Consider the following 17,745-nt stretch of genomic DNA (forward strand, 5'->3'; position numbering starts at 1 on the left):
CGCCCAGCTGCAAAGCATCAACGTGAACACGCTCAACAACGTCGGCGTGATCGGCTCCGGCTTCGGCCCGCTGAGCATCGACGTCAACCCGTCGCAATGGGCCGCCACCCACGCCAAGGTCTGAACGAAATGCGCCAGGCTCCGTGGAATCCCCTGCGGTTTCCACGGCCGTTGCGCATGCAAAGGCAGTGCCTCGGAGGTAAAACCCGTGGCCTATACTGATCTGGATGGGCTTGCCGCATCACCCGCACCCACCCGGCGAGCGCTGGACAACCCGGCCCTCGCCATCAAGCAGGAGGAAGTCATGGCCGTCATCGTCATCAAGGATTTGCCAGACAGCGTGGATCTCGACAAGGAAGCCATGGTGGCAATCACAGGCGGCGCGAGAGTTCGCGCCGGGCATGCATGGACGCCGCGCAAGGCAGGGGGAGGCATGCGCGTCATCAGCTATCCGGGGGGCTTTCCAGGCCAGCCGCTGGCAGGTACGCAGGAGCGGCCGGCCACGGACATCAAGCGCAAGTAAGCAGAATCAGAAGCGCAAGGCAGCGATATTCTGCCCTCCGCGCCCGCTGCCCTGTCGGCAGCGGGCGTCAGTGCTTTTTGGGGGGGGGGTTGACGTTGATTCCTGTTGCTTGACGTCAAAGACTTCAAAGTCAGGGGCCTGAAGTCAACGACGGTCCCCCTCTGCCAGTATCAGCGCGGTGCGTTGCGCTCGATCCAGGCTTCGAAGGTCGTCAGGTATTTGCCCAGGAAGCCGCGAGTGGATTCGTTGGCGATGCCGCCTTGTTCGTCGAACAGTTTATCGACACCGCTGATATAGGCTTCCGGCTGCTGCAGCACGGGGATATTGAGGAAGACGAGCGACTGGCGCAGGTGGTGATTGGCGCCGAAACCGCCGACGGCGCCCGGCGACGCGCTGATCACACCGCCCGGCTTGCCGTCCCAGGCACTCTTGCCATAGGGGCGGGAGCCGACGTCGATGGCATTCTTGAGTGCCGCCGGCACCGAGCGGTTGTATTCCGGCGTCACGAACAGCACGGCATCGGCACGGCGGATGCGATCACGAAAGACCACCCACGGCGCGGGCGGGCTGGCGTCTTCGTCCTGGTTGTACAGCGGGAGCTGCCCGATCTCGATGATCTCGAGCTTGATGCCTGCCGGCGCCATCGCGGCCAGCGCCAGCGCGAGCTTGCGGGTGAAGGAGTCCTTGCGCAGGCTGCCTACCAGTACGGCTACGTCACGGGGAGTACTCATCGCGATTCCTTTCTCGTTCACTGCACCATGGGTGGCAGGACACAACCGTCCCGGTCGGCACAGACAGCGTGCTGCGCGCAGCGGCAGGTCCAGACGACACTCTAATCCATTTGCGGGAAAGGAACCGCCCGGCACGTGCCTACAGCGACGCGAGGGGATGTCCGCCGTGCGCCCAGGGACTGTCGAAGAAGGCGCGCACGCGTTCGCGGCTTACCTCATCCAGGCGCGCCGGCTGCCACTTGGGCGCATGGTCCTTGTCGACCGCCAGTGCACGAATGCCCTCGACGCCATCGCCTTGACGGAACACGTAGTACATCATGTCCAGCTCCATGCGCAGTTCGTCTTCCAGCGACATGGTGCGGGCGCGGCGGATTTGCTCCAGCGTGACATTCAGCATCAGCGGCGAGCGTGCGCGCAGCATGGCGGCTGTCTGCGCGGCCCAGTCGGAGCCGGCATCGCTGACGGCAGCCAGGATGTCGATCACCGAGGCAGCGGCGAACAGACGGTCGATATCATCCTGCAGCGCGGCCAACTGGCTTTCCCCCGGCGGGCAGGCTGCACGGTGCGCGGCGGTGGCCTCGTCGATGCATGCCAGCACGGCGTCGCCATTGGCGAAGTCGCGGGCACGCAGGGTGTCCACCAGCTCGGCCATCGCATTGCCCGGCAGGTAGGCATCGGCCAGGCCGGCATGCAGTGCGTCGGCGGCATGGATCATGGCGCCGGTCAGGCCCAGGTATTCGCCCAGGCGGCCTGGCGTGCGCGACAGGAACCAGCCGCCGCCCACGTCGGGAAACAGGCCGATATTGGTTTCGGGCATGGCCATCTTGGTCCGCTCGGTCACCAGCCGGCGGCGCGCACCTTGCGAGATGCCCATGCCGCCGCCCATCACCACGCCATCCATCAACGCGATATAGGGCTTGGCATACCGATGGATCAGGTGATTGAGCGCGTACTCCTCGACAAAGAACTGGTCGAGCGAAGGATCGCCGGCCTGCGCGGCCTTGTGGAAGAAGCGAATGTCGCCGCCGGCGCAAAAGGCCTTGCCGCCAGCGCCGGCGATGACCACCGCCACCACCTCGGGCGCCACCGCCCAGTCATTGAGCGCCGTGGTAATGGCGCGAATCATCTCCAGCGAAAGCGCGTTGAGCGCCTGGGGCCGGTTCAGCGTCAGGTAGCCGATACCGCCGCGAATCTCGCTTGCGACCAATTCAGTCATGTCTCTTTCTCCGCGAATGCAACCCGCAACTTTACACCAGCCGCGCCGCAGGCCGCACCCGCCGGCACATGGCGCGCGGCGTGCCGCTCAGCGCCGCCGCGCGCCATCCGCTCAGACCACCCGGAACGCCGACATCAGCCCTGTCAGGCGCTGCGCCTGGTCTTCCAGCGATGCCGCGGCGGCGGCTGCCTGCTCGACCAGCGCGGCGTTCTGCTGGGTCATGCCGTCCATCTGCGCCACCGCCTGGTTGACCTGCTCGATCCCGCGCGATTGCTCGTCGGAGGCCGAGCTGATGCCGCCCATGATGCCGCTCACGCGCCGCACCGCATTTACCATCTCCTGCATCACCTGCCCCGCCTGATCCACCATCTCGCCGCCGGCGCGCACCCGGGACACCGAATCGCCGATCAGCGTGCGGATCTCCTTGGAAGCGCCCGCGCAACGTTGCGAAAGATCGCGCACATCACCCGCCACCACCGCGAAGCCGCGCCCGTGCTCGCCGGCTCGCGCAGCCTCCACCGCCGCGTTGAGCGCGAGGATATTAGTCTGGAACGCAATTTTCTCAATCACGTCGATGATGTCCACGATCTTGTTGGCGCTGGCATCAATGGCTTGCATCGTGCTTGCCACCCGCGCCACAGCGTCGCTGCCGCGCTCCGCCAGGCCGGTGGCATCGCTGGCAAGGTCGTTGGCCTCGCGCGCGCTGTCGGCGTTCTGGCGTACCGTGCCCGTGAGCTGCTCCATGCTGGATGCGGTCTCTTCCAGCGACGCGGCTTGCTGCTCGGTGCGCTGCGAGAGATCGCTGTTGCCGCTGGCGATCTGCTTGCTGGCGGCGGCAATCGAGTCCGCGCCACCGCGCACATCGCTCACCATCGCGGCCAGGCTCGCCTGCATGCGGCCGAGCATGGCCAGCATCCGGCCTGTCTCGCTGCGCTCGCCCTCGGCGCTCAAACCCGCGCCATCGGACTTAGCGCCAAGATCGCCGGCCGCGATGCGTTCGAAGCGTGCGATGGCCGCATCGAGGGGACCCACGATGGAGCGGCGCAAGCGCCAGGCCACCACCGTGCTGAAGCACAGCCCGAGCGCCAGCACGCCAATCGAGAGCGAGCGCAACGTGGTGTAGCGCTCCTGCGAACCGTGATAGACCGCCTCCGCGCTGGCGACCTGTAGCCTGCCCAGCTCGGTGTTGACGGCGGTAAAAGCGATATCGAGCTTGGGAATGGTTTCCAGCACGGCACGCATCACGGCCTCGCGGTCCCCTTGATGCAGCGCTGCGATCATCGGTGAGACGCCTTGCGTGAACAACGCTTCACGCCTGGCGGCAACTTCCTCGGCGGCCTTGGCTTCCTCGGGCGAACGCGGCAGCGCCAGGTAAGCCTTCCAGGCGGCGTCCGACTGGCGCGCAAAGCCCTCTGCGGTAGCGGCACGCGCACGCGCATCGGCCGGGTCGGCGGCAAAGGTGGCCTGGTCCAGCAAGACGCGAACGAGCAACTGGTTCGAGCGTGCCTCTGCCAGATTCACGGCGGCGGCGAGCTGCTGCTGGTAGATCTGCCGGGTGGCGTCATTGCTGCACGACATGCCGAGCCAGCCTACGGCACCGACAACCAGCAACAACATATTGGTAACAACAGTCAAAATCCACAATCTAGTACCGATGGTGGTGTTGCGAAACATGAGGGCTCCCCGTTGGAATTAGCGCTGACGCGGCTCTGTTTTCAGCCGCCCTGCTATAACGGCGCCACGCTTGCCGGCTTGACCCCACGCGCATGGATATTCAGTCGTGCAAAATGATCAGGAATGCAAATGTGCGTCACAAGCATTACTGAGTGCATCGGCGTGCGCATTTGGCAACGCCACACGGGCGTATAGAGGGCCGCCTCCAGACAAAACACCCTGAATCGCGCAACATTGCCCGGATGAAACCGTCAACAATCGATCCCGGCCTGATCCTGCTGGCGTTCGCGCCGGCCTTCCTGCTGACCATCGGCGCGGAGGCGTGGTACTGGGCGCGGCGCGATCCCGCCGTCTACAGCTTGCGCGATACCGTTTCCAACGCGGCGCTGGCGCTGATGCATCAGGCGTCGGATGCCTTTTTCCTCTGGCTGATGGTGCGCACGGTCTACACCTGGAGCTACCAGCACGGGTTGAAGGCGATGCCGCAAACCCTGTGGTCGTTTCTTCTGCTGCTGCTATTGCAGGACTTTCTCTATTACTGGTTTCATCGCGCCAGCCATCGGGTGCGCTGGATGTGGGCCTCGCACGTCACCCATCATTCCTCCGAGGGCATGAATTTCTCGACGGCCTTCCGGCAGAGCCTGACTTATCCGCTTTCGGGAATGTGGCTCTTCTGGATTCCGCTGGCGCTGATCGGCTTCACGCCCGACTGGGTGATCCTGGCGGTGGGGCTGAACCTCGCATTCCAGTTCTTTGTGCATACGCGGCTGGGCGGCCGCTGGCACCGGCTTGAATGGCTGGTCAATACGCCCTCGGTCCACCGTGTGCACCATGCCAGGAACCCGCAGTACATCGACCGCAACTATGCGGGCGTGCTGACCGTGTGGGACCGGATGTTCGGATCCTTCGTGCCTGAGCAAGCGCCGCCCGAGTACGGCATAACCCGAGGCATTGCCAGCCATAACCCGCTCACCCTCACCTTCCACGAATGGCGCGACATGTTCGCCGACGCATGGCGCCACCGGGATCCGCGCCATCTCTGGAAGCCGCCGGAGTGGCGCAATCCGCGCGAAGCGGCCGCCAAGCTGGCGCCGCCCGGCGCGGCGTTTGGAGCGGATCGCAGCCAGAATGCCCGACAGCCCCGATAACCCCGAAAAACGGGCAACAAAAAACCGCGCACAAGGCGCGGTTTTTTGTTGGCAAGACTGCCCGAGGCGAAACGCTTACGCGGTTTCGCGCGAAGCACGCTTACGCTCGTGCTCCTTCAGGTGACGCTTGCGCAGGCGGATGCTCTTCGGCGTGATCTCGACCAGCTCGTCGTCGGCGATGAATTCCACCGCGTATTCCAGCGACATCTGGATCGGCGGCACCAGGCGCACGGCTTCGTCGGTACCCGAGGCGCGCACGTTGGTCAGCTGCTTGCCCTTGATCGGGTTCACGACCAGGTCATTGTCGCGGCTATGGATGCCGATGATCATGCCTTCGTACAGCGCATCGCCCGGCTTGACGAACATGCGGCCGCGGTCCTGCAGCTTCCACAGTGCGTAGGCCACGGCATCGCCGTCGTCCTGCGAGATCAGCACGCCGTTGTGGCGCTCACCCAGGCCGCCTTCGCGCACGGGCGCGTAGTCGTCGAAGATGTGGCTGATCAGGCCGGTGCCGCGCGTCAGCGTCAGGAACTCGCCCTGGAAGCCGATCAGGCCGCGTGCCGGAACGCGGTACTCGAGGCGGGTGCGGCCCTTGCCGTCCGATGCCATGTCGAGCAGTTCGCCCTTGCGGCGGCCCAGTTCTTCCATCACGCTGCCCTGGTGGCCGTCTTCGACGTCCACGGTCAGCAGTTCGTACGGCTCGTGCTTGACGCCGTCAATTTCCTTGAACACCACGCGCGGGCGCGACACGGCCAGCTCGTAGCCTTCGCGGCGCATGTTTTCCAGCAGGATGGTCAGGTGCAGTTCACCGCGGCCCGACACTTCGAAGATGGTGTCGTCGCCGGTTTCGGCCACGCGCAGCGCCACGTTCGACTTCAGTTCGCGGTCCAGGCGCTCGCGCAGCTGGCGGCTGGTCACGAACTTGCCTTCGCGGCCTGCCAGCGGCGAGGTGTTGACGCAGAAGTTCATGGTCAGCGTGGGCTCGTCCACCTTCAGCATCGGCAGCGCGTCCTGCGCGTCCGGTGCGCACACGGTACAACCGATGCCCAGTTCTTCGATGCCGTTGATCAGCACGATGTCGCCGGCTTCGGCTTCCGCCACGATTTCGCGCTCCAGGCCCTGGAACTTCAGCACCTGGTTGATACGACCCTTGATGGGGTTGCCTTCGGGGCCGAACTTGACCACCACGTCTTGCAGCGAGCGAGCGCGGCCACGCGAAATGCGGCCCACGCCGATCTTGCCGACATAGCTGTTGTAATCGAGCGAGATGATCTGCAACTGCAGCGGGCCATCCGGGTTGTCGTCACGGACGGGCACCTTGGACAGCACCGTCTCGAACAGCGGCTTCATGTCGCCTTCGCGCACGTCGTCGGTCAGGCCGGCGTAGCCGTTCAGGCCCGAAGCGTAGATCACCGGGAAGTCGAGCTGTTCGTCGGTGGCGCCCAGCTTGTCGAACAGGTCGAAAGTCTGGTTGATCACCCATTCCGGACGCGCGCCCGGACGGTCGACCTTGTTGATGACCACGATCGGCTTCAGGCCCAGCGCCAGCGCCTTGCGCGTGACGAAACGGGTCTGCGGCATCGGGCCTTCAACGGCGTCGACCAGCAGCAGCACGCCGTCGACCATCGACAACACGCGCTCCACTTCACCGCCGAAGTCGGCGTGGCCAGGGGTGTCGACGATATTGATATGGGTGCCGTTGTATTCGACAGCGCAATTCTTCGCGAGGATGGTGATCCCGCGTTCCTTTTCAATGTCGTTCGAATCCATCACGCGCTCGACCACTTGCTGGTTGTCGCGGAAGGTGCCTGCCTGGCGCAGGAGTTGGTCGACCAGAGTGGTCTTGCCATGATCGACGTGAGCGATGATGGCGATATTGCGGATGGCGCGGGTCATTGCAGCGTCTCGCTTTGGGGGCTGAGCATCAAAAGATAACCCGAAATTATAGCATGTTGCGGCGCAAAACCCGAGGCCGACATTCGGACACTTCTTACCCACCCCGCTCGACTGGATTTGGATTATTGCGTCATTAGCAATAACAAATTGCCCTCCTTGCGATTAGCAAATCGTGAACATATAGTTGCCACGACAAACATTGCAGCGACAAGCACCCGAGCGAGATGTCCGAGCAGACCCAATCCACTCCCGATGACACCCACCCCTTCGACCCGGCCGAATATTGCATGGGCGAAAGCGTGGGCTACCTGATGGCGCGCGCCAAGAACGTGTTGTCGCACGAGGTGGAGCAGGAGGTGACCGGCCTGGACATCACGCATGCCCAGGCAACCTGCCTGATGATGCTGGCCGCTGGCCGTGGCAGCACGGTGACCGACCTGGGCCGGGAACTCAACACGGACATGGGTTCTGTCACGCGCCTGCTCAGCCGCATGGAGAAACGCGGCCTGATCGAGCGCCAGCGCAGCGATGCCGACCGGCGCGTGGTCGACCTGTCGATCACGCCCGCCGGCCGGATCCTGGTGGACGAGTTGCCCCGGATCTACTGCCGCGTGCTGAACCGGCATTTCAAGGGCTTTTCCGATACCGAGTTGCAGACCTTCCGCTCGATGCTGCACCGGATCATCAGCAACAACAGCGGCTAGCCGGCGTAACAGACGCGCCTTTGCCAAGCCTCCCGGCCGCCGCCGCCCCGACCTCTCGAATAAAAGAACAAACAACAAGGCTCTGTCGTTCCGCACCCAGATGAATCAAGCTCTCTTCTCTCTCGCCCTGTCGCCGCGCGCAAGCGCGGCGGGCCGCCGGGCCGGCACGCTGGCGCTGACGGCGCTCGCGGCCGCGGTTCTTGCGGGTTGCGCCGCGTTCGGCAATTCGCACAGCACGCAGACGGTCACCGCCCCTGGCGCTCTTGCCAGCGCCCAGTCCCTGCCCTCGCAGCACGGCCAATGGCCCTCGCTCGACTGGATCGACCAGTTCAAGGATGCGCAGTTGCGCGGCCTGGTCGACGAGGCGGTGAAGGACAGCCCTAACCTGCAAGCCGCTTTCGCCCGCGTGGAAGCCTCGCGCGCGATCGCCGACGCCACCCGCAGCGCCCTGTATCCACAGGTCGACCTCCAAGGCAGCCTGGTACGCCAGCGCTTTTCCGAGACAGACCTGTTTGAAGGCACGCCGCTGGCCGGTTCGTGGCAAAACCAGACACGCCTGCAAGCCGGCCTGTCGTACGACTTCGATTTCTGGGGCAAGAATCGCGCGGCGCTCGAAGCCGCGCTGTCCGACGATCGCGCCATTGAGGCCGAAAGCCAGGCCTCGCGCCTGATCCTGACCACATCCGTGGCCCGCACCTATGCGCGCCTTGCCGCCTTGTACGCGCAACGCGACGTGGCCGAGCGCGCTATCGCCCAGCGGCGCGGCCTGACCCAGTTGTCGAGCGAGCGTCTCAGCGCCGGGCTGGATACCCAGGTGGAAACCACCCAGGCACGCGGCACGGTGGCTTCGGCGCAAACCGACCTGCTGCGCGTGGACGAAGACATCACGCTGGCGCGCAACCAGCTCGCCGCCCTGTTGGGCAAGGGCCCGGACCGCGGCCTGGCGATCCAGCGCCCGACCATCCTGGCGCAAGACACACCGCAACTGCCGGACAACCTCACCATCGACTTGCTGGGCCGCCGCCCCGACCTGGTTGCAGCCCGCTGGCGCGTCGAGGCCAGTAGCAAGGATATCGAGGTGGCGCGCGCGGAATTCCTGCCCGCCGTCAGCCTGACCGCCTTCGCCGGCGTCGCCTCGCTGGACCCCGCCAACCTGCTGATGAGTATCAGCCGCACCTTCGGCATCGGCCCGGCCATCCGCCTGCCGATTTTCCAGGGTGGCAAGCTGCGCGCCAACCTGAAGGGCAAGTACGCGCAATACGACCTCGCCGCGGCAAACTACAACCAGACGCTGGTCGACGCGCTGCGCGAAACCGCCGATACGGTCGCCAGCATCCGCAGCGTGGACACGCAGATCACGGCCCAGCGCGAAGCACTGGCCCTGGCCGAGCGGGCTTACTCGCTGGCCACCATCCGCTACAAGGCCGGACTGGGCACGCAGCTCACCGTGCTCAATGCCGAAAGCAATGTGCTGCAGCAGCGCCGCCTTGCCACCGACCTGCAGGCGCGCCGCCTGGATCTGCAAGTGGGCCTGATGAAAGCGCTCGGCGGGGGCTACCAGGAACAAGCCGAAGGCACGCCAAAGCCGGCCGAGGCACGCGGCTAAGCCCGCCCTCGCAGCGCAGGCACAGACAACAAGAACAGACCAACGGTACCGACAGCATTCTTCAAAGACGATCATGAGCGATAACAAGCAAGCGGCCCAGACTCCCGCCTCCCAGGCGGCCCCCGTCAACAACAACGGCAAGCGCAAGCGCCTGCTGCTTTCCCTGACCGCCGCGGTAGTGGTGGCCGGCGTGGGCTACGGCGTTTACTGGGGCCTGTACGCGCGCCATTTCGAAAGCACCGACGACGCCTATGTGGCGGGTAATGTCGTGCAGGTTACGCCGCTGGTGGGCGGCACCGTGATCTCGATCGCGGCCGACGACACGCAACTGGTCACTGCCGGTCAGCCCTTGATCCAGCTCGACCGCGCCGACTCGCAGGTCGCCCTGGAACAAGCCGAAGCGCAGCTGGCGCAAGCCGTGCGCGAGGTCCGCACCCTCTACGTCAACAACGGTTCGCTGGCAGCCAACGTGGCGATGCGCGAGGCCGATGTGGCCAAGGCGAAGGAAGATCTCAGGCGGCGCATGGCCATCGCCAACTCCGGCGCGGTGTCGGGTGAAGAAATTTCGCACGCCCAGACGGCGCTGACGGCAGCCCAGTCGGCGCTGTCGGCAACACGCGAGCAACTGGCGTCCAACAAGGTGCTGACCGACCAGACCACGGTGGAGAAGCATCCCAATGTGCAGCGTGCCGCGGCCAACCTGCGTGCCGCCTACCTCGCGTTCGCGCGCTCGACCCTGCCGGCGCCGGTGACGGGCTACGTGGCCAAGCGTTCGGTGCAGGTGGGCCAGCGCGTGGCACCGGGCGCGCCGCTGATGGCCGTGGTGCCGCTGGACCAGGTGTGGATCGACGCCAACTTCAAGGAAGTGCAGATCACGCATATGCGTGTTGGCCAGCCGGTCACGCTGGAGGCCGACCTGTACGGATCCAAGGTGACTTACAACGGCAAGGTAGAGGGTTTCTCGGCCGGTACCGGCTCGGCCTTCTCGCTGCTGCCGGCGCAGAATGCCACCGGCAACTGGATCAAGGTGGTCCAGCGCCTGCCGGTGCGTATCGCGCTGGATCCGAAGCAGCTGAAGGACCACCCGCTGCGTGTCGGCCTGTCGATGAACGTGACCGTCGACGTGCGCAAGGAGGAAGGCGCTGCGATGTCCAGCACCACGGTCGCCCGGCCGATGCAGACCGACGTCTATGAAAAGGTCGCGCAGGACGCCGACGCGCTGATCGCCCGCATCATCTCGCTGAACAATGGCGGCCGCCATGCGGCCGAACCCATGGCAGCGCCGGTTGCAGCCCCCGCCTCGGCCAAGCCCGCCAACACCTGAACATGGCCACCTCCATCCCCGCGCGCGACGGCGCCGCTCCCGGCGCCCCCGCGCCGGCTGCGCGCCCTGCCGCGCCAGTACCGCTCTCGGGCGGCAAACTGATCATCGGCACCATCGCGCTGTCGCTGGCCACGTTCATGAACGTGCTCGACTCGTCCATCGCCAACGTGTCGATTCCGGCGATTTCGGGCGACCTCGGCGTGGCGCCCAACCAGGGCACCTGGGTCATCACCTCGTTCGCGGTGGCCAACGCGATCTCGGTGCCGCTCACAGGCTGGCTGACAACGCGCTTCGGGGCGGTACGGCTGTTCATCACCTCGATCCTGCTGTTCGTGCTCTCGTCGTGGCTGTGCGGCGTCGCGCCCAACCTGGAAGTCCTGCTGGCGGCGCGCGTGCTGCAAGGCGCCGTGGCCGGGCCCATGATCCCGCTGTCGCAATCGCTGCTGCTATCGAGCTATCCACCGCAGAAGAGCACCATGGCGCTGGCGCTATGGGGCATGACCACCCTGGTGGCGCCGATCATGGGGCCGCTGCTGGGCGGCTGGATCTCAGACAACATGACCTGGCCGTGGATCTTCTACATCAACATCCCGGTGGGCCTTGGCGCTGCCTATGCCACCTGGGCGATCTACCGCGATCGCGAAACGCCCGTCAAGATCCTGCCGATCGACCGGATCGGGCTGGCGCTGCTGGTGATCTGGGTGGGGTCGATGCAGCTCATGCTCGACAAGGGCAAGGAGCTGGACTGGTTCCACTCGACCTCGATCGTGGTGCTGACCGTGGTGGCCATTGTCGGATTTCTGTTCTTCCTCATCTGGGAGAGCTATGAAAAGCATCCGATCGTGGATATCACGCTGTTCAAGGGCCGCAATTTCAGCGCGGGCGTGGTCGCCATCTCGGTCGCGTACGGACTGTTCTTCGGCAACCTGGTGATCCTGCCGCTGTGGCTGCAAACCATCGTCGGCTATACCGCGACCAATGCCGGCATCGTGATGGCGCCGGTCGGGATCTTCGCTATCCTGCTGTCCCCGGTGATCGGGAAGAACCTGCCCAGGATGGATGCCCGCTGGGTCGCCACCGTGGCCTTCATCACCTTTGGCGTGGTCAGCCTCATGCGTTCGGGCTTCACCCTGCAGGTCGATACCCGCTCGCTGATGATCCCGACGCTGATCCAGGGTGCGGCGATGGCGATGTTCTTTATCCCGCKGACCTCGATCATCCTGTCCGGCCAGCCGCCGGAGAAGATCCCGTCGGCCTCGGGCGTCTCCAACTTCGTGCGGATCACCTTCGGCGCGATCGGCGCTTCGATCTCGACCACAATCTGGGAGAACCGCACGGCGATGCATCACGCGCAGCTGGTGGAACAGGTCAACCCTTACAACCCGGCATACGCCGACCAGTTGAATCACCTGACGCAGTTGGGCATGAGCCAGGCCCAGGCCATTGGTCAGATCGAGCGCAGCATTTCGCARCAGGCGGCCATGCTCGGCGCCAACGACATCTTCTGGATCTCGGGCGTGCTGTTCTTCGTGCTGATTGTTTTCGTCTGGCTGACCAAGCCGAAAAAGGGAGGCGAACTTGACGCCTCCGCCGCCGGGGCGCACTAAGCCAAGCGAGTGCTTCGCGCCCCCGGGCCAGGCCGGTGCCCTCACAGGCATCGGCCTCCCCCCCAATCGCCAATCGCCGGCGTACCTGCTCGACCCTCCCCTACCGGTTCAAGCCGGCAGGATTTCCTGCACCACGAATTCGACTGACTGCGCACCATCGGCGACGGGCAGGCGAACATGCCATCCAGTTGGCGTCCCTAGCAACGCCATGCCGGCGGGCGACAGGACAGACAGCTGTCCGCGCCGGAAGTCCGCCACATCGGGGTAGACGATGCGCCAGACAAAGTGCTCGCGGTGCTGCGCCTCAATGCAGAGAAAAGGTGCATTCAGCGTGACCACCTCGCGCGGCCGGTTGGCGGAGGCGCCGACCACGGCACGTCCGATGACTTCGCGGATGGACTTGCGCTGGAGCGCCGCCGTCCGTTGATCGGCGGCGAGCGCATTCAGGCGTTCGATATCGCAGGGGGTGAGGAAAACTGTCTTTCGCATGCCGACTCCCGGTGTCAACGCGCGCGACGTGGTCGCGCGTGTGGCATTTGGCTTCTGGGGGGAGCGAGGTTCGGCCCGGTGCGCTGCGCTTCGACGCGCCTTGCAGGCGGATCAGGCAGCGTACCGGGCGGCAGCGAGCGAGGCGGCTGTTGCCGCGCGTAAGAGCAGGAAGAGGCGGTTCACGAAGGCTCTGCAGTCGTGCCGCGTGTGCCCGGACGCAGGATGCGCCGGGTTGCGCGACAGATATTTTATATTTAAACAAATATCCGCCACAAAGGAAAGGCATCGCGCCAACCCTGCGCGCTTTCGCCGCGGCTCTCGTGATGTGAAGCGGCCTTTTTGCGCGATGCAACACGTTGGTAGCACCAAAGTCAGGCCGATGCGCCATTCGGAGCAGGGTCGGGCGCCCGCCTCCCTTATAGCTTGACCAGCCGCTCGGGACGGAGCGCCCCTTCGCGCATGCGTGCCACGCCCAACAGGCGTTGCGGTGCATCGCCATAGACGCGGGCAAGCTCGTCCTCCGCCAGCGCGGTGCCGGCAGGCAGGTCGCGCTGCGCAATACGCTGCCCCTGCAGGAAGCGTCCCATCGCCGCCGCATCGAGCGTCACCGGAACGCAGCGCTGCAACAAGGCATCGACCGGAGCCAGCAACGCCGGGCGTTCGTCATCGCCGTGCTGTTCGATCTGTTCCAGCGTGACCGCGCCGGCCAGGCTCAGGTCGCCAACCGCGGTGCGGCGCAAGCCGGTCAGGTGCGCGCCACAGCCCAGCGCCTCGCCGATATCTTCGGCCAGGGTGCGGATATAGGTGCCCTTGCTGCAAGTCACGCGCATGCTGAAGGTGGGTGCCAGCGGCAAGCCGCACTCCAGCAGCGTGATTTCGCGAATGGTGACGCGGCGCGCCGCGCGCTCCACTGTCTGGCCCGCGCGCGCGTACTCGTACAACGGGCGCCCGTCTTTCTTCAGCGCGGAATGCATCGGCGGCACCTGCTCGATTTCTCCCGCAAAGCGCGTCATGGCTTCTCGCAGTGCCTCCATGTCACACGTCACCGGGCGTTCCACAATCGCCTCGCCTTCGGCATCGCCGGTGGCGGTCTTGATGCCCAGGCGCACGACCGCCTCGTAGGTCTTGTCGGCCTCAAGCAGGTCCTGCGAAAACTTGGTCGCCTCGCCGAAGCACAACGGCAACAGCCCGGTGGCAAGCGGGTCGAGCGTGCCGGTATGGCCGGCCTTGAGCGCGCGCAGCAGGCGCTTGGCACGCACCAGCGCATCGTTGGACGACAGGCCGAGCGGCTTGTCGAGCAGCAGTACACCATGCACCTCGCGGCGGGGCTGCCGGGGCGGGCGGTTGTTTTGGGGATCGGTCATGACGGGAGCAATGTGGCGCCGGCGGGATTCCGAGCCCGGCGCGACAAACGGAAACAAGACAAGCGGGAACAAGAAAACGGCCCGTAATCACGGGCCGTCTTTCAGTCTTCTTTTGCGCGAGTGGAGTTCGCTTCTTTAATCAGCTTGGACATCTCGATCGCCTGTTCCACCGAGGTATCGTGGAAAAAGCGCAGCGTCGGCACCGTATGGATATGCAGCCGCTTGTAGAGCAGCGAATGCAGGTAGCCGGACTTTTCGTTGAGGATGCCTTCCACTTCCGCGGCGTCGGCCGCCAGCACAGTGAAGTACACCTTGGCGTGCGCGTAGTCGGGGGTCAGCGTGACCGACTGCAGTGTGACGAGCCCCAGGCGGGGATCGCGCAGCTCACGCTGGATCATCTCGGCCAGGTCGCGCTGGATCTGGTCGGAAATCCGGAGATTACGGGAGGAGATACTGCCTTTCTTGGCCATTCAATACGCTTCTGTCGAGAAGGGCAGCGGCGGGCCAGTTGGCCCGCCGCCCGCAACACGCCTTACAGCGTGCGCGCCACCTCGGTGATTTCATACACTTCGAGCTGGTCGCCTTCCTGAACGTCGTTGAAGTTCTTGATCGACAAACCGCACTCGAAGCCTTGCTTGACTTCCTTGACGTCGTCCTWGAAGCGCTTGAGCGAATCGAGCTCGCCGGTATGGATGACCACGTTGTTACGCAGCACCCGCACCAGGGCGGTACGCTTGACCATGCCATCGGTGACCATACAGCCAGCCACCGCACCGATCTTCGGCACACGGAATACCTGGCGCACCTCGACCGTACCCAGCGTGACTTCGCGCTTTTCCGGAGCCAGCATGCCCGACATTGCCGCCTTGATCTCGTCTACCGCATCGTAAATGATGTTGTAGTAGCGGATATCGATGCCGTTGTTCTCGGCCAGCTTGCGCGCGCCAGCATCGGCACGCACGTTGAAGCCGATGATGACCGCCTTCGAGGCCGTGGCCAGGTTGACGTCCGACTCCGAGATGCCGCCCACGCCACCGTGCACGATCTGCACGCGCACTTCTTCGGTCGACAGCTTCTGCAGCGATTGCACCAGCGCTTCCTGCGAACCTTGAACGTCGGCCTTGACGATCAACGGCAGCGTCTGCACTTCGCCTTCGCTCATCTGCTCCAGCATGGTTTCGAGCTTGGCCGCCTGCTGCTTGGCCAGCTTGACGTCGCGGTACTTGCCTTGGCGGAACAGCGCGATTTCGCGCGCCTTGCGCTCGTCCGGCAGGACCAGGACTTCTTCACCGGCGGCCGGCACTTCGGACAGGCCCTGGATCTCGACCGGAATCGAGGGACCCGCTTCCTTGGTCGGCTTGCCGGTTTCGTCCAGCATGGCACGGACACGGCCGTATGCGCTGCCAGCCAGCACCACGTCGCCACGCTTGAGCGTGCCGCTGGTGACCAGAATGGTCGCGATCGGGCCCTTGCCCTTGTCCAGCTGGGCTTCCACCACCAGGCCCTTGGCCGGGGCATCCACCGGAGCGCGCAGTTCCAGCACTTCGGCCTGCAGCAGCACTTGCTCCAGCAGATCGTCGATGCCCGCGCCGGTCTTGGCGGATACCGGAACGAACGGCGAATCACCGCCGTACTCTTCCGGCAGCACCTGCTCGGCCACCAGTTCCTGCTTGACGCGGTCCGGGTTGGCTTCAGGCTTGTCGATCTTGTTGATCGCCACAACGATGGGCACGCCCGCCGCCTTGGCGTGGGCGATAGCTTCCTTCGTCTGCGGCATCACGCCGTCGTCGGCCGCCACCACCAGGATCACGATGTCGGTTGCCTTGGCGCCACGGGCACGCATGGCCGTGAAGGCCTCGTGACCCGGGGTGTCCAGGAAGGTGATCACGCCGCGTTCGGTTTCCACATGGTAGGCACCGATGTGCTGCGTAATACCGCCGGCTTCGCCCGCCGCCACCTTGGCACGACGGATGTAGTCCAGCAGCGAGGTCTTGCCGTGGTCGACGTGACCCATCACGGTCACCACCGGCGGACGCGGCAGCTGCTCGGCGTCGGTGTGGTCTTCGCCACCCACCACCAGCAGCGCTTCCGGATCGTCCAGCTTGGCGGCAAACGCCTTGTGGCCCATTTCTTCCACCACGATCATGGCGGTTTCCTGGTCCAGCACCTGGTTGATGGTCACCATCTGGCCGAGCTTCATCATCTGCTTGATGACCTCGGATGCCTTGACGGCCATCTTGTGGGCGAGATCCGCCACCGAGATGGTTTCCGGCACGTGCACTTCGCGCACCACCGGTTCCGTCGGCGCCTGGAAATTGGTGCCGCGATCATCCTGCTGGTGACGGTTGCCACGACCGCGCGGACCGCCGCGCCAGCCGCCAACGCCACCCGACGAATCGCCGCGAGTCTTCAGGCCGCTGCCCTTCTTCTTCGAGCCTTCGTCCTGCCAGGTCGAGGACGTACCAGCCTTCACTACCTTGCCGGTCTTCTTGTCGACGGTGGTGGTGGCGGTGGTCGTCGTCGTTGCGGGCTTCTTGTCGTCTTTCTTGACTTCGGTGCCCGGTGCCTTGACCGGCTTGTGCAGGGTACCGGTCTGCTCGGCCTTTTTCTCTTCGGCCTTGCGTTCCGACGGCGCCTTGAGCACGCGCGCCGGCGCATTCAGCATCTGCTGAATGGCTCGCGCCTCGGCTTCGGCGGCCTCGCGGCGCTTGCGCGCTGCGTCCTGCTCTGCACGCGCCTTGTCGGCAGCCTGCTTGGCATCGTCGGCGGCCTTCTGCGCGGCAGCGCGCTCGGCGGCCAGACGGACCTTTTCGTCCTCGGCCTTCTTGCGCGAGTCGTCGTCTTCCGGCGCCTTGGCGGTAGCGGCGGCGCGCAGGGCAGCGGCTTCCTCTTCCGCCTTGCGGGCGGCGAGCTCAGCCTGGCGGCGTTCTTCCGCCTCCAGTGCTTCCTGCTTGGCACGGCGCTCGGCTTCCTCGCGTTCAGCCGCCTCCTGGCGTGCCTTCGACTCGGCTTCCTGGCGTGCCAGCAACTCGGCCTGCTGACGATCTTCCTCTTCCTGGCGCGCCTGCTCGGCCGCATCGACCTGCAGGTCGGCCACGTCGTGGCCATCGGCGCCCTCGGGCGAAGCCTCGTCGCGCTTGATCAGGACGCGCTTCTTGCGCACCTCGACCTGCACCGTGCGAGTCTTGCCGGTGGAATCAGCCTGGCGGATCTCGGAAGTCTCACGCTTGGTCAGCGTGATCTTCTTGCGCGCGCTGTCATCGGCCGCCCCGTGCGAACGCTTGAGGTAATCCAGCAACTTGGTCTTGTCGGATTCGGTGATGATGTCGTCAGGCGTCACCTTGCCCACCCCAGCTGCCTGCAATTGTTCCAGCAGGGCAGCTGCGCTGCGGCTCAGTTCTGCGGCCAGTTGGGCAACTGTTGTGCTTGCCATTCAAACCCTTTCAATGCTCGGTTTATACGT

14 protein-coding genes are annotated in these 17,745 nt (G+C 65.0%); 6 read left to right on the top strand and 8 right to left on the bottom strand.

Annotation, left to right across the window (positions count from 1 at the left end):
* The first annotated feature begins 208 nt into the window (after positions 1-208).
* On the top strand, positions 209-523 hold the full coding sequence (locus AC1DT6_RS16190) for a hypothetical protein (protein ID WP_441632210.1): 315 nt from the start codon (positions 209-211) through the stop codon (positions 521-523).
* Positions 524-693: 170 nt separating this feature from the next.
* Here AC1DT6_RS16190 and AC1DT6_RS16195 read toward each other — a convergent pair whose 3' ends face one another.
* The 3 genes from AC1DT6_RS16195 to AC1DT6_RS16205 form a co-directional block, all read right to left on the bottom strand.
* Complete coding sequence (locus AC1DT6_RS16195) at positions 694-1,254, bottom strand: NADPH-dependent FMN reductase (RefSeq protein ID WP_441632208.1); 561 nt, start codon at positions 1,252-1,254, stop codon at positions 694-696.
* Positions 1,255-1,393: 139 nt separating this feature from the next.
* Positions 1,394-2,470 carry an enoyl-CoA hydratase/isomerase family protein gene (locus tag AC1DT6_RS16200; protein WP_441632206.1) on the bottom strand — a complete coding sequence of 359 codons (1,077 nt, stop codon included), beginning with the start codon at positions 2,468-2,470 and terminating at the stop codon, positions 1,394-1,396.
* A 111-nt stretch (positions 2,471-2,581) separates the two neighbouring features.
* Positions 2,582-4,144 carry a methyl-accepting chemotaxis protein gene (locus AC1DT6_RS16205; RefSeq protein WP_441632204.1) on the bottom strand — a complete coding sequence of 521 codons (1,563 nt, stop codon included), beginning with the start codon at positions 4,142-4,144 and terminating at the stop codon, positions 2,582-2,584.
* A gap of 242 nt (positions 4,145-4,386) precedes the next feature.
* Here AC1DT6_RS16205 and AC1DT6_RS16210 point away from each other — a divergent pair, with 242 nt between their 5' ends.
* Positions 4,387-5,292 (top strand): sterol desaturase family protein, encoded by a 906-nt coding sequence (locus AC1DT6_RS16210; protein WP_441632203.1) that lies wholly within the window; start codon positions 4,387-4,389, stop codon positions 5,290-5,292.
* Positions 5,293-5,367: 75 nt separating this feature from the next.
* On the opposite strand, the gene typA is transcribed toward AC1DT6_RS16210, so the two are convergent.
* A complete protein-coding gene (typA, locus tag AC1DT6_RS16215) occupies positions 5,368-7,188 on the bottom strand; it encodes a translational GTPase TypA (RefSeq protein ID WP_035867884.1) in 1,821 nt (606 codons plus the stop codon).
* A gap of 224 nt (positions 7,189-7,412) precedes the next feature.
* On the opposite strand from typA, the gene AC1DT6_RS16220 reads away from it, so the two are divergent.
* The 4 genes from AC1DT6_RS16220 to AC1DT6_RS16235 all read left to right on the top strand — a co-directional run bounded on the left by AC1DT6_RS16220 (position 7,413) and on the right by AC1DT6_RS16235 (position 12,429).
* Positions 7,413-7,892 (top strand): MarR family winged helix-turn-helix transcriptional regulator, encoded by a 480-nt coding sequence (locus AC1DT6_RS16220; protein ID WP_035867882.1) that lies wholly within the window; start codon positions 7,413-7,415, stop codon positions 7,890-7,892.
* 100 nt (positions 7,893-7,992) lie between these two features.
* Positions 7,993-9,498 (top strand): efflux transporter outer membrane subunit, encoded by a 1,506-nt coding sequence (locus tag AC1DT6_RS16225; RefSeq protein ID WP_441632200.1) that lies wholly within the window; start codon positions 7,993-7,995, stop codon positions 9,496-9,498.
* Between the two features lie 73 nt (positions 9,499-9,571).
* Complete coding sequence (locus AC1DT6_RS16230) at positions 9,572-10,822, top strand: HlyD family secretion protein (RefSeq protein ID WP_441632198.1); 1,251 nt, start codon at positions 9,572-9,574, stop codon at positions 10,820-10,822.
* A gap of 2 nt (positions 10,823-10,824) precedes the next feature.
* Positions 10,825-12,429, top strand: a complete 1,605-nt coding sequence (locus AC1DT6_RS16235; RefSeq protein WP_477114779.1) for a DHA2 family efflux MFS transporter permease subunit — start codon at positions 10,825-10,827, stop codon at positions 12,427-12,429.
* A gap of 108 nt (positions 12,430-12,537) precedes the next feature.
* Here the strand turns inward: AC1DT6_RS16235 and AC1DT6_RS16240 are convergent, their stop codons facing one another.
* The 4 genes from AC1DT6_RS16240 to infB form a co-directional block, all read right to left on the bottom strand.
* A complete protein-coding gene (locus AC1DT6_RS16240; protein WP_441632194.1) occupies positions 12,538-12,918 on the bottom strand; it encodes a GreA/GreB family elongation factor in 381 nt (126 codons plus the stop codon).
* Between the two features lie 416 nt (positions 12,919-13,334).
* A complete protein-coding gene (gene truB / locus AC1DT6_RS16245) occupies positions 13,335-14,282 on the bottom strand; it encodes a tRNA pseudouridine(55) synthase TruB (RefSeq protein ID WP_441632192.1) in 948 nt (315 codons plus the stop codon).
* A gap of 101 nt (positions 14,283-14,383) precedes the next feature.
* On the bottom strand, positions 14,384-14,752 hold the full coding sequence (gene rbfA, locus AC1DT6_RS16250; RefSeq protein WP_035867871.1) for a 30S ribosome-binding factor RbfA: 369 nt from the start codon (positions 14,750-14,752) through the stop codon (positions 14,384-14,386).
* Positions 14,753-14,814: 62 nt separating this feature from the next.
* Positions 14,815-17,715: a translation initiation factor IF-2 gene (gene infB, locus AC1DT6_RS16255; protein ID WP_477114780.1), complete on the bottom strand. Its 2,901-nt coding sequence runs from the start codon at positions 17,713-17,715 to the stop codon at positions 14,815-14,817.
* Positions 17,716-17,745 lie beyond the last annotated feature (30 nt).

The organism is Cupriavidus sp. 01L45, from assembly GCF_056399885.1.

Coding starts and splice junctions, on each gene's coding strand:
- AC1DT6_RS16230 (WP_441632198.1), top strand. CDS start 9,572: ATGAGCGATAACAAGCAAGCGGCCCAGACTCCCGCCTCCCAGGCGGCC.
- rbfA (WP_035867871.1), bottom strand. CDS start 14,752: ATGGCCAAGAAAGGCAGTATCTCCTCCCGTAATCTCCGGATTTCCGAC.
- AC1DT6_RS16210 (WP_441632203.1), top strand. CDS start 4,387: ATGAAACCGTCAACAATCGATCCCGGCCTGATCCTGCTGGCGTTCGCG.
- AC1DT6_RS16225 (WP_441632200.1), top strand. CDS start 7,993: ATGAATCAAGCTCTCTTCTCTCTCGCCCTGTCGCCGCGCGCAAGCGCG.
- AC1DT6_RS16200 (WP_441632206.1), bottom strand. CDS start 2,470: ATGACTGAATTGGTCGCAAGCGAGATTCGCGGCGGTATCGGCTACCTG.
- AC1DT6_RS16205 (WP_441632204.1), bottom strand. CDS start 4,144: ATGTTTCGCAACACCACCATCGGTACTAGATTGTGGATTTTGACTGTT.
- AC1DT6_RS16220 (WP_035867882.1), top strand. CDS start 7,413: ATGTCCGAGCAGACCCAATCCACTCCCGATGACACCCACCCCTTCGAC.
- typA (WP_035867884.1), bottom strand. CDS start 7,188: ATGACCCGCGCCATCCGCAATATCGCCATCATCGCTCACGTCGATCAT.
- AC1DT6_RS16240 (WP_441632194.1), bottom strand. CDS start 12,918: ATGCGAAAGACAGTTTTCCTCACCCCCTGCGATATCGAACGCCTGAAT.
- truB (WP_441632192.1), bottom strand. CDS start 14,282: ATGACCGATCCCCAAAACAACCGCCCGCCCCGGCAGCCCCGCCGCGAG.
- AC1DT6_RS16195 (WP_441632208.1), bottom strand. CDS start 1,254: ATGAGTACTCCCCGTGACGTAGCCGTACTGGTAGGCAGCCTGCGCAAG.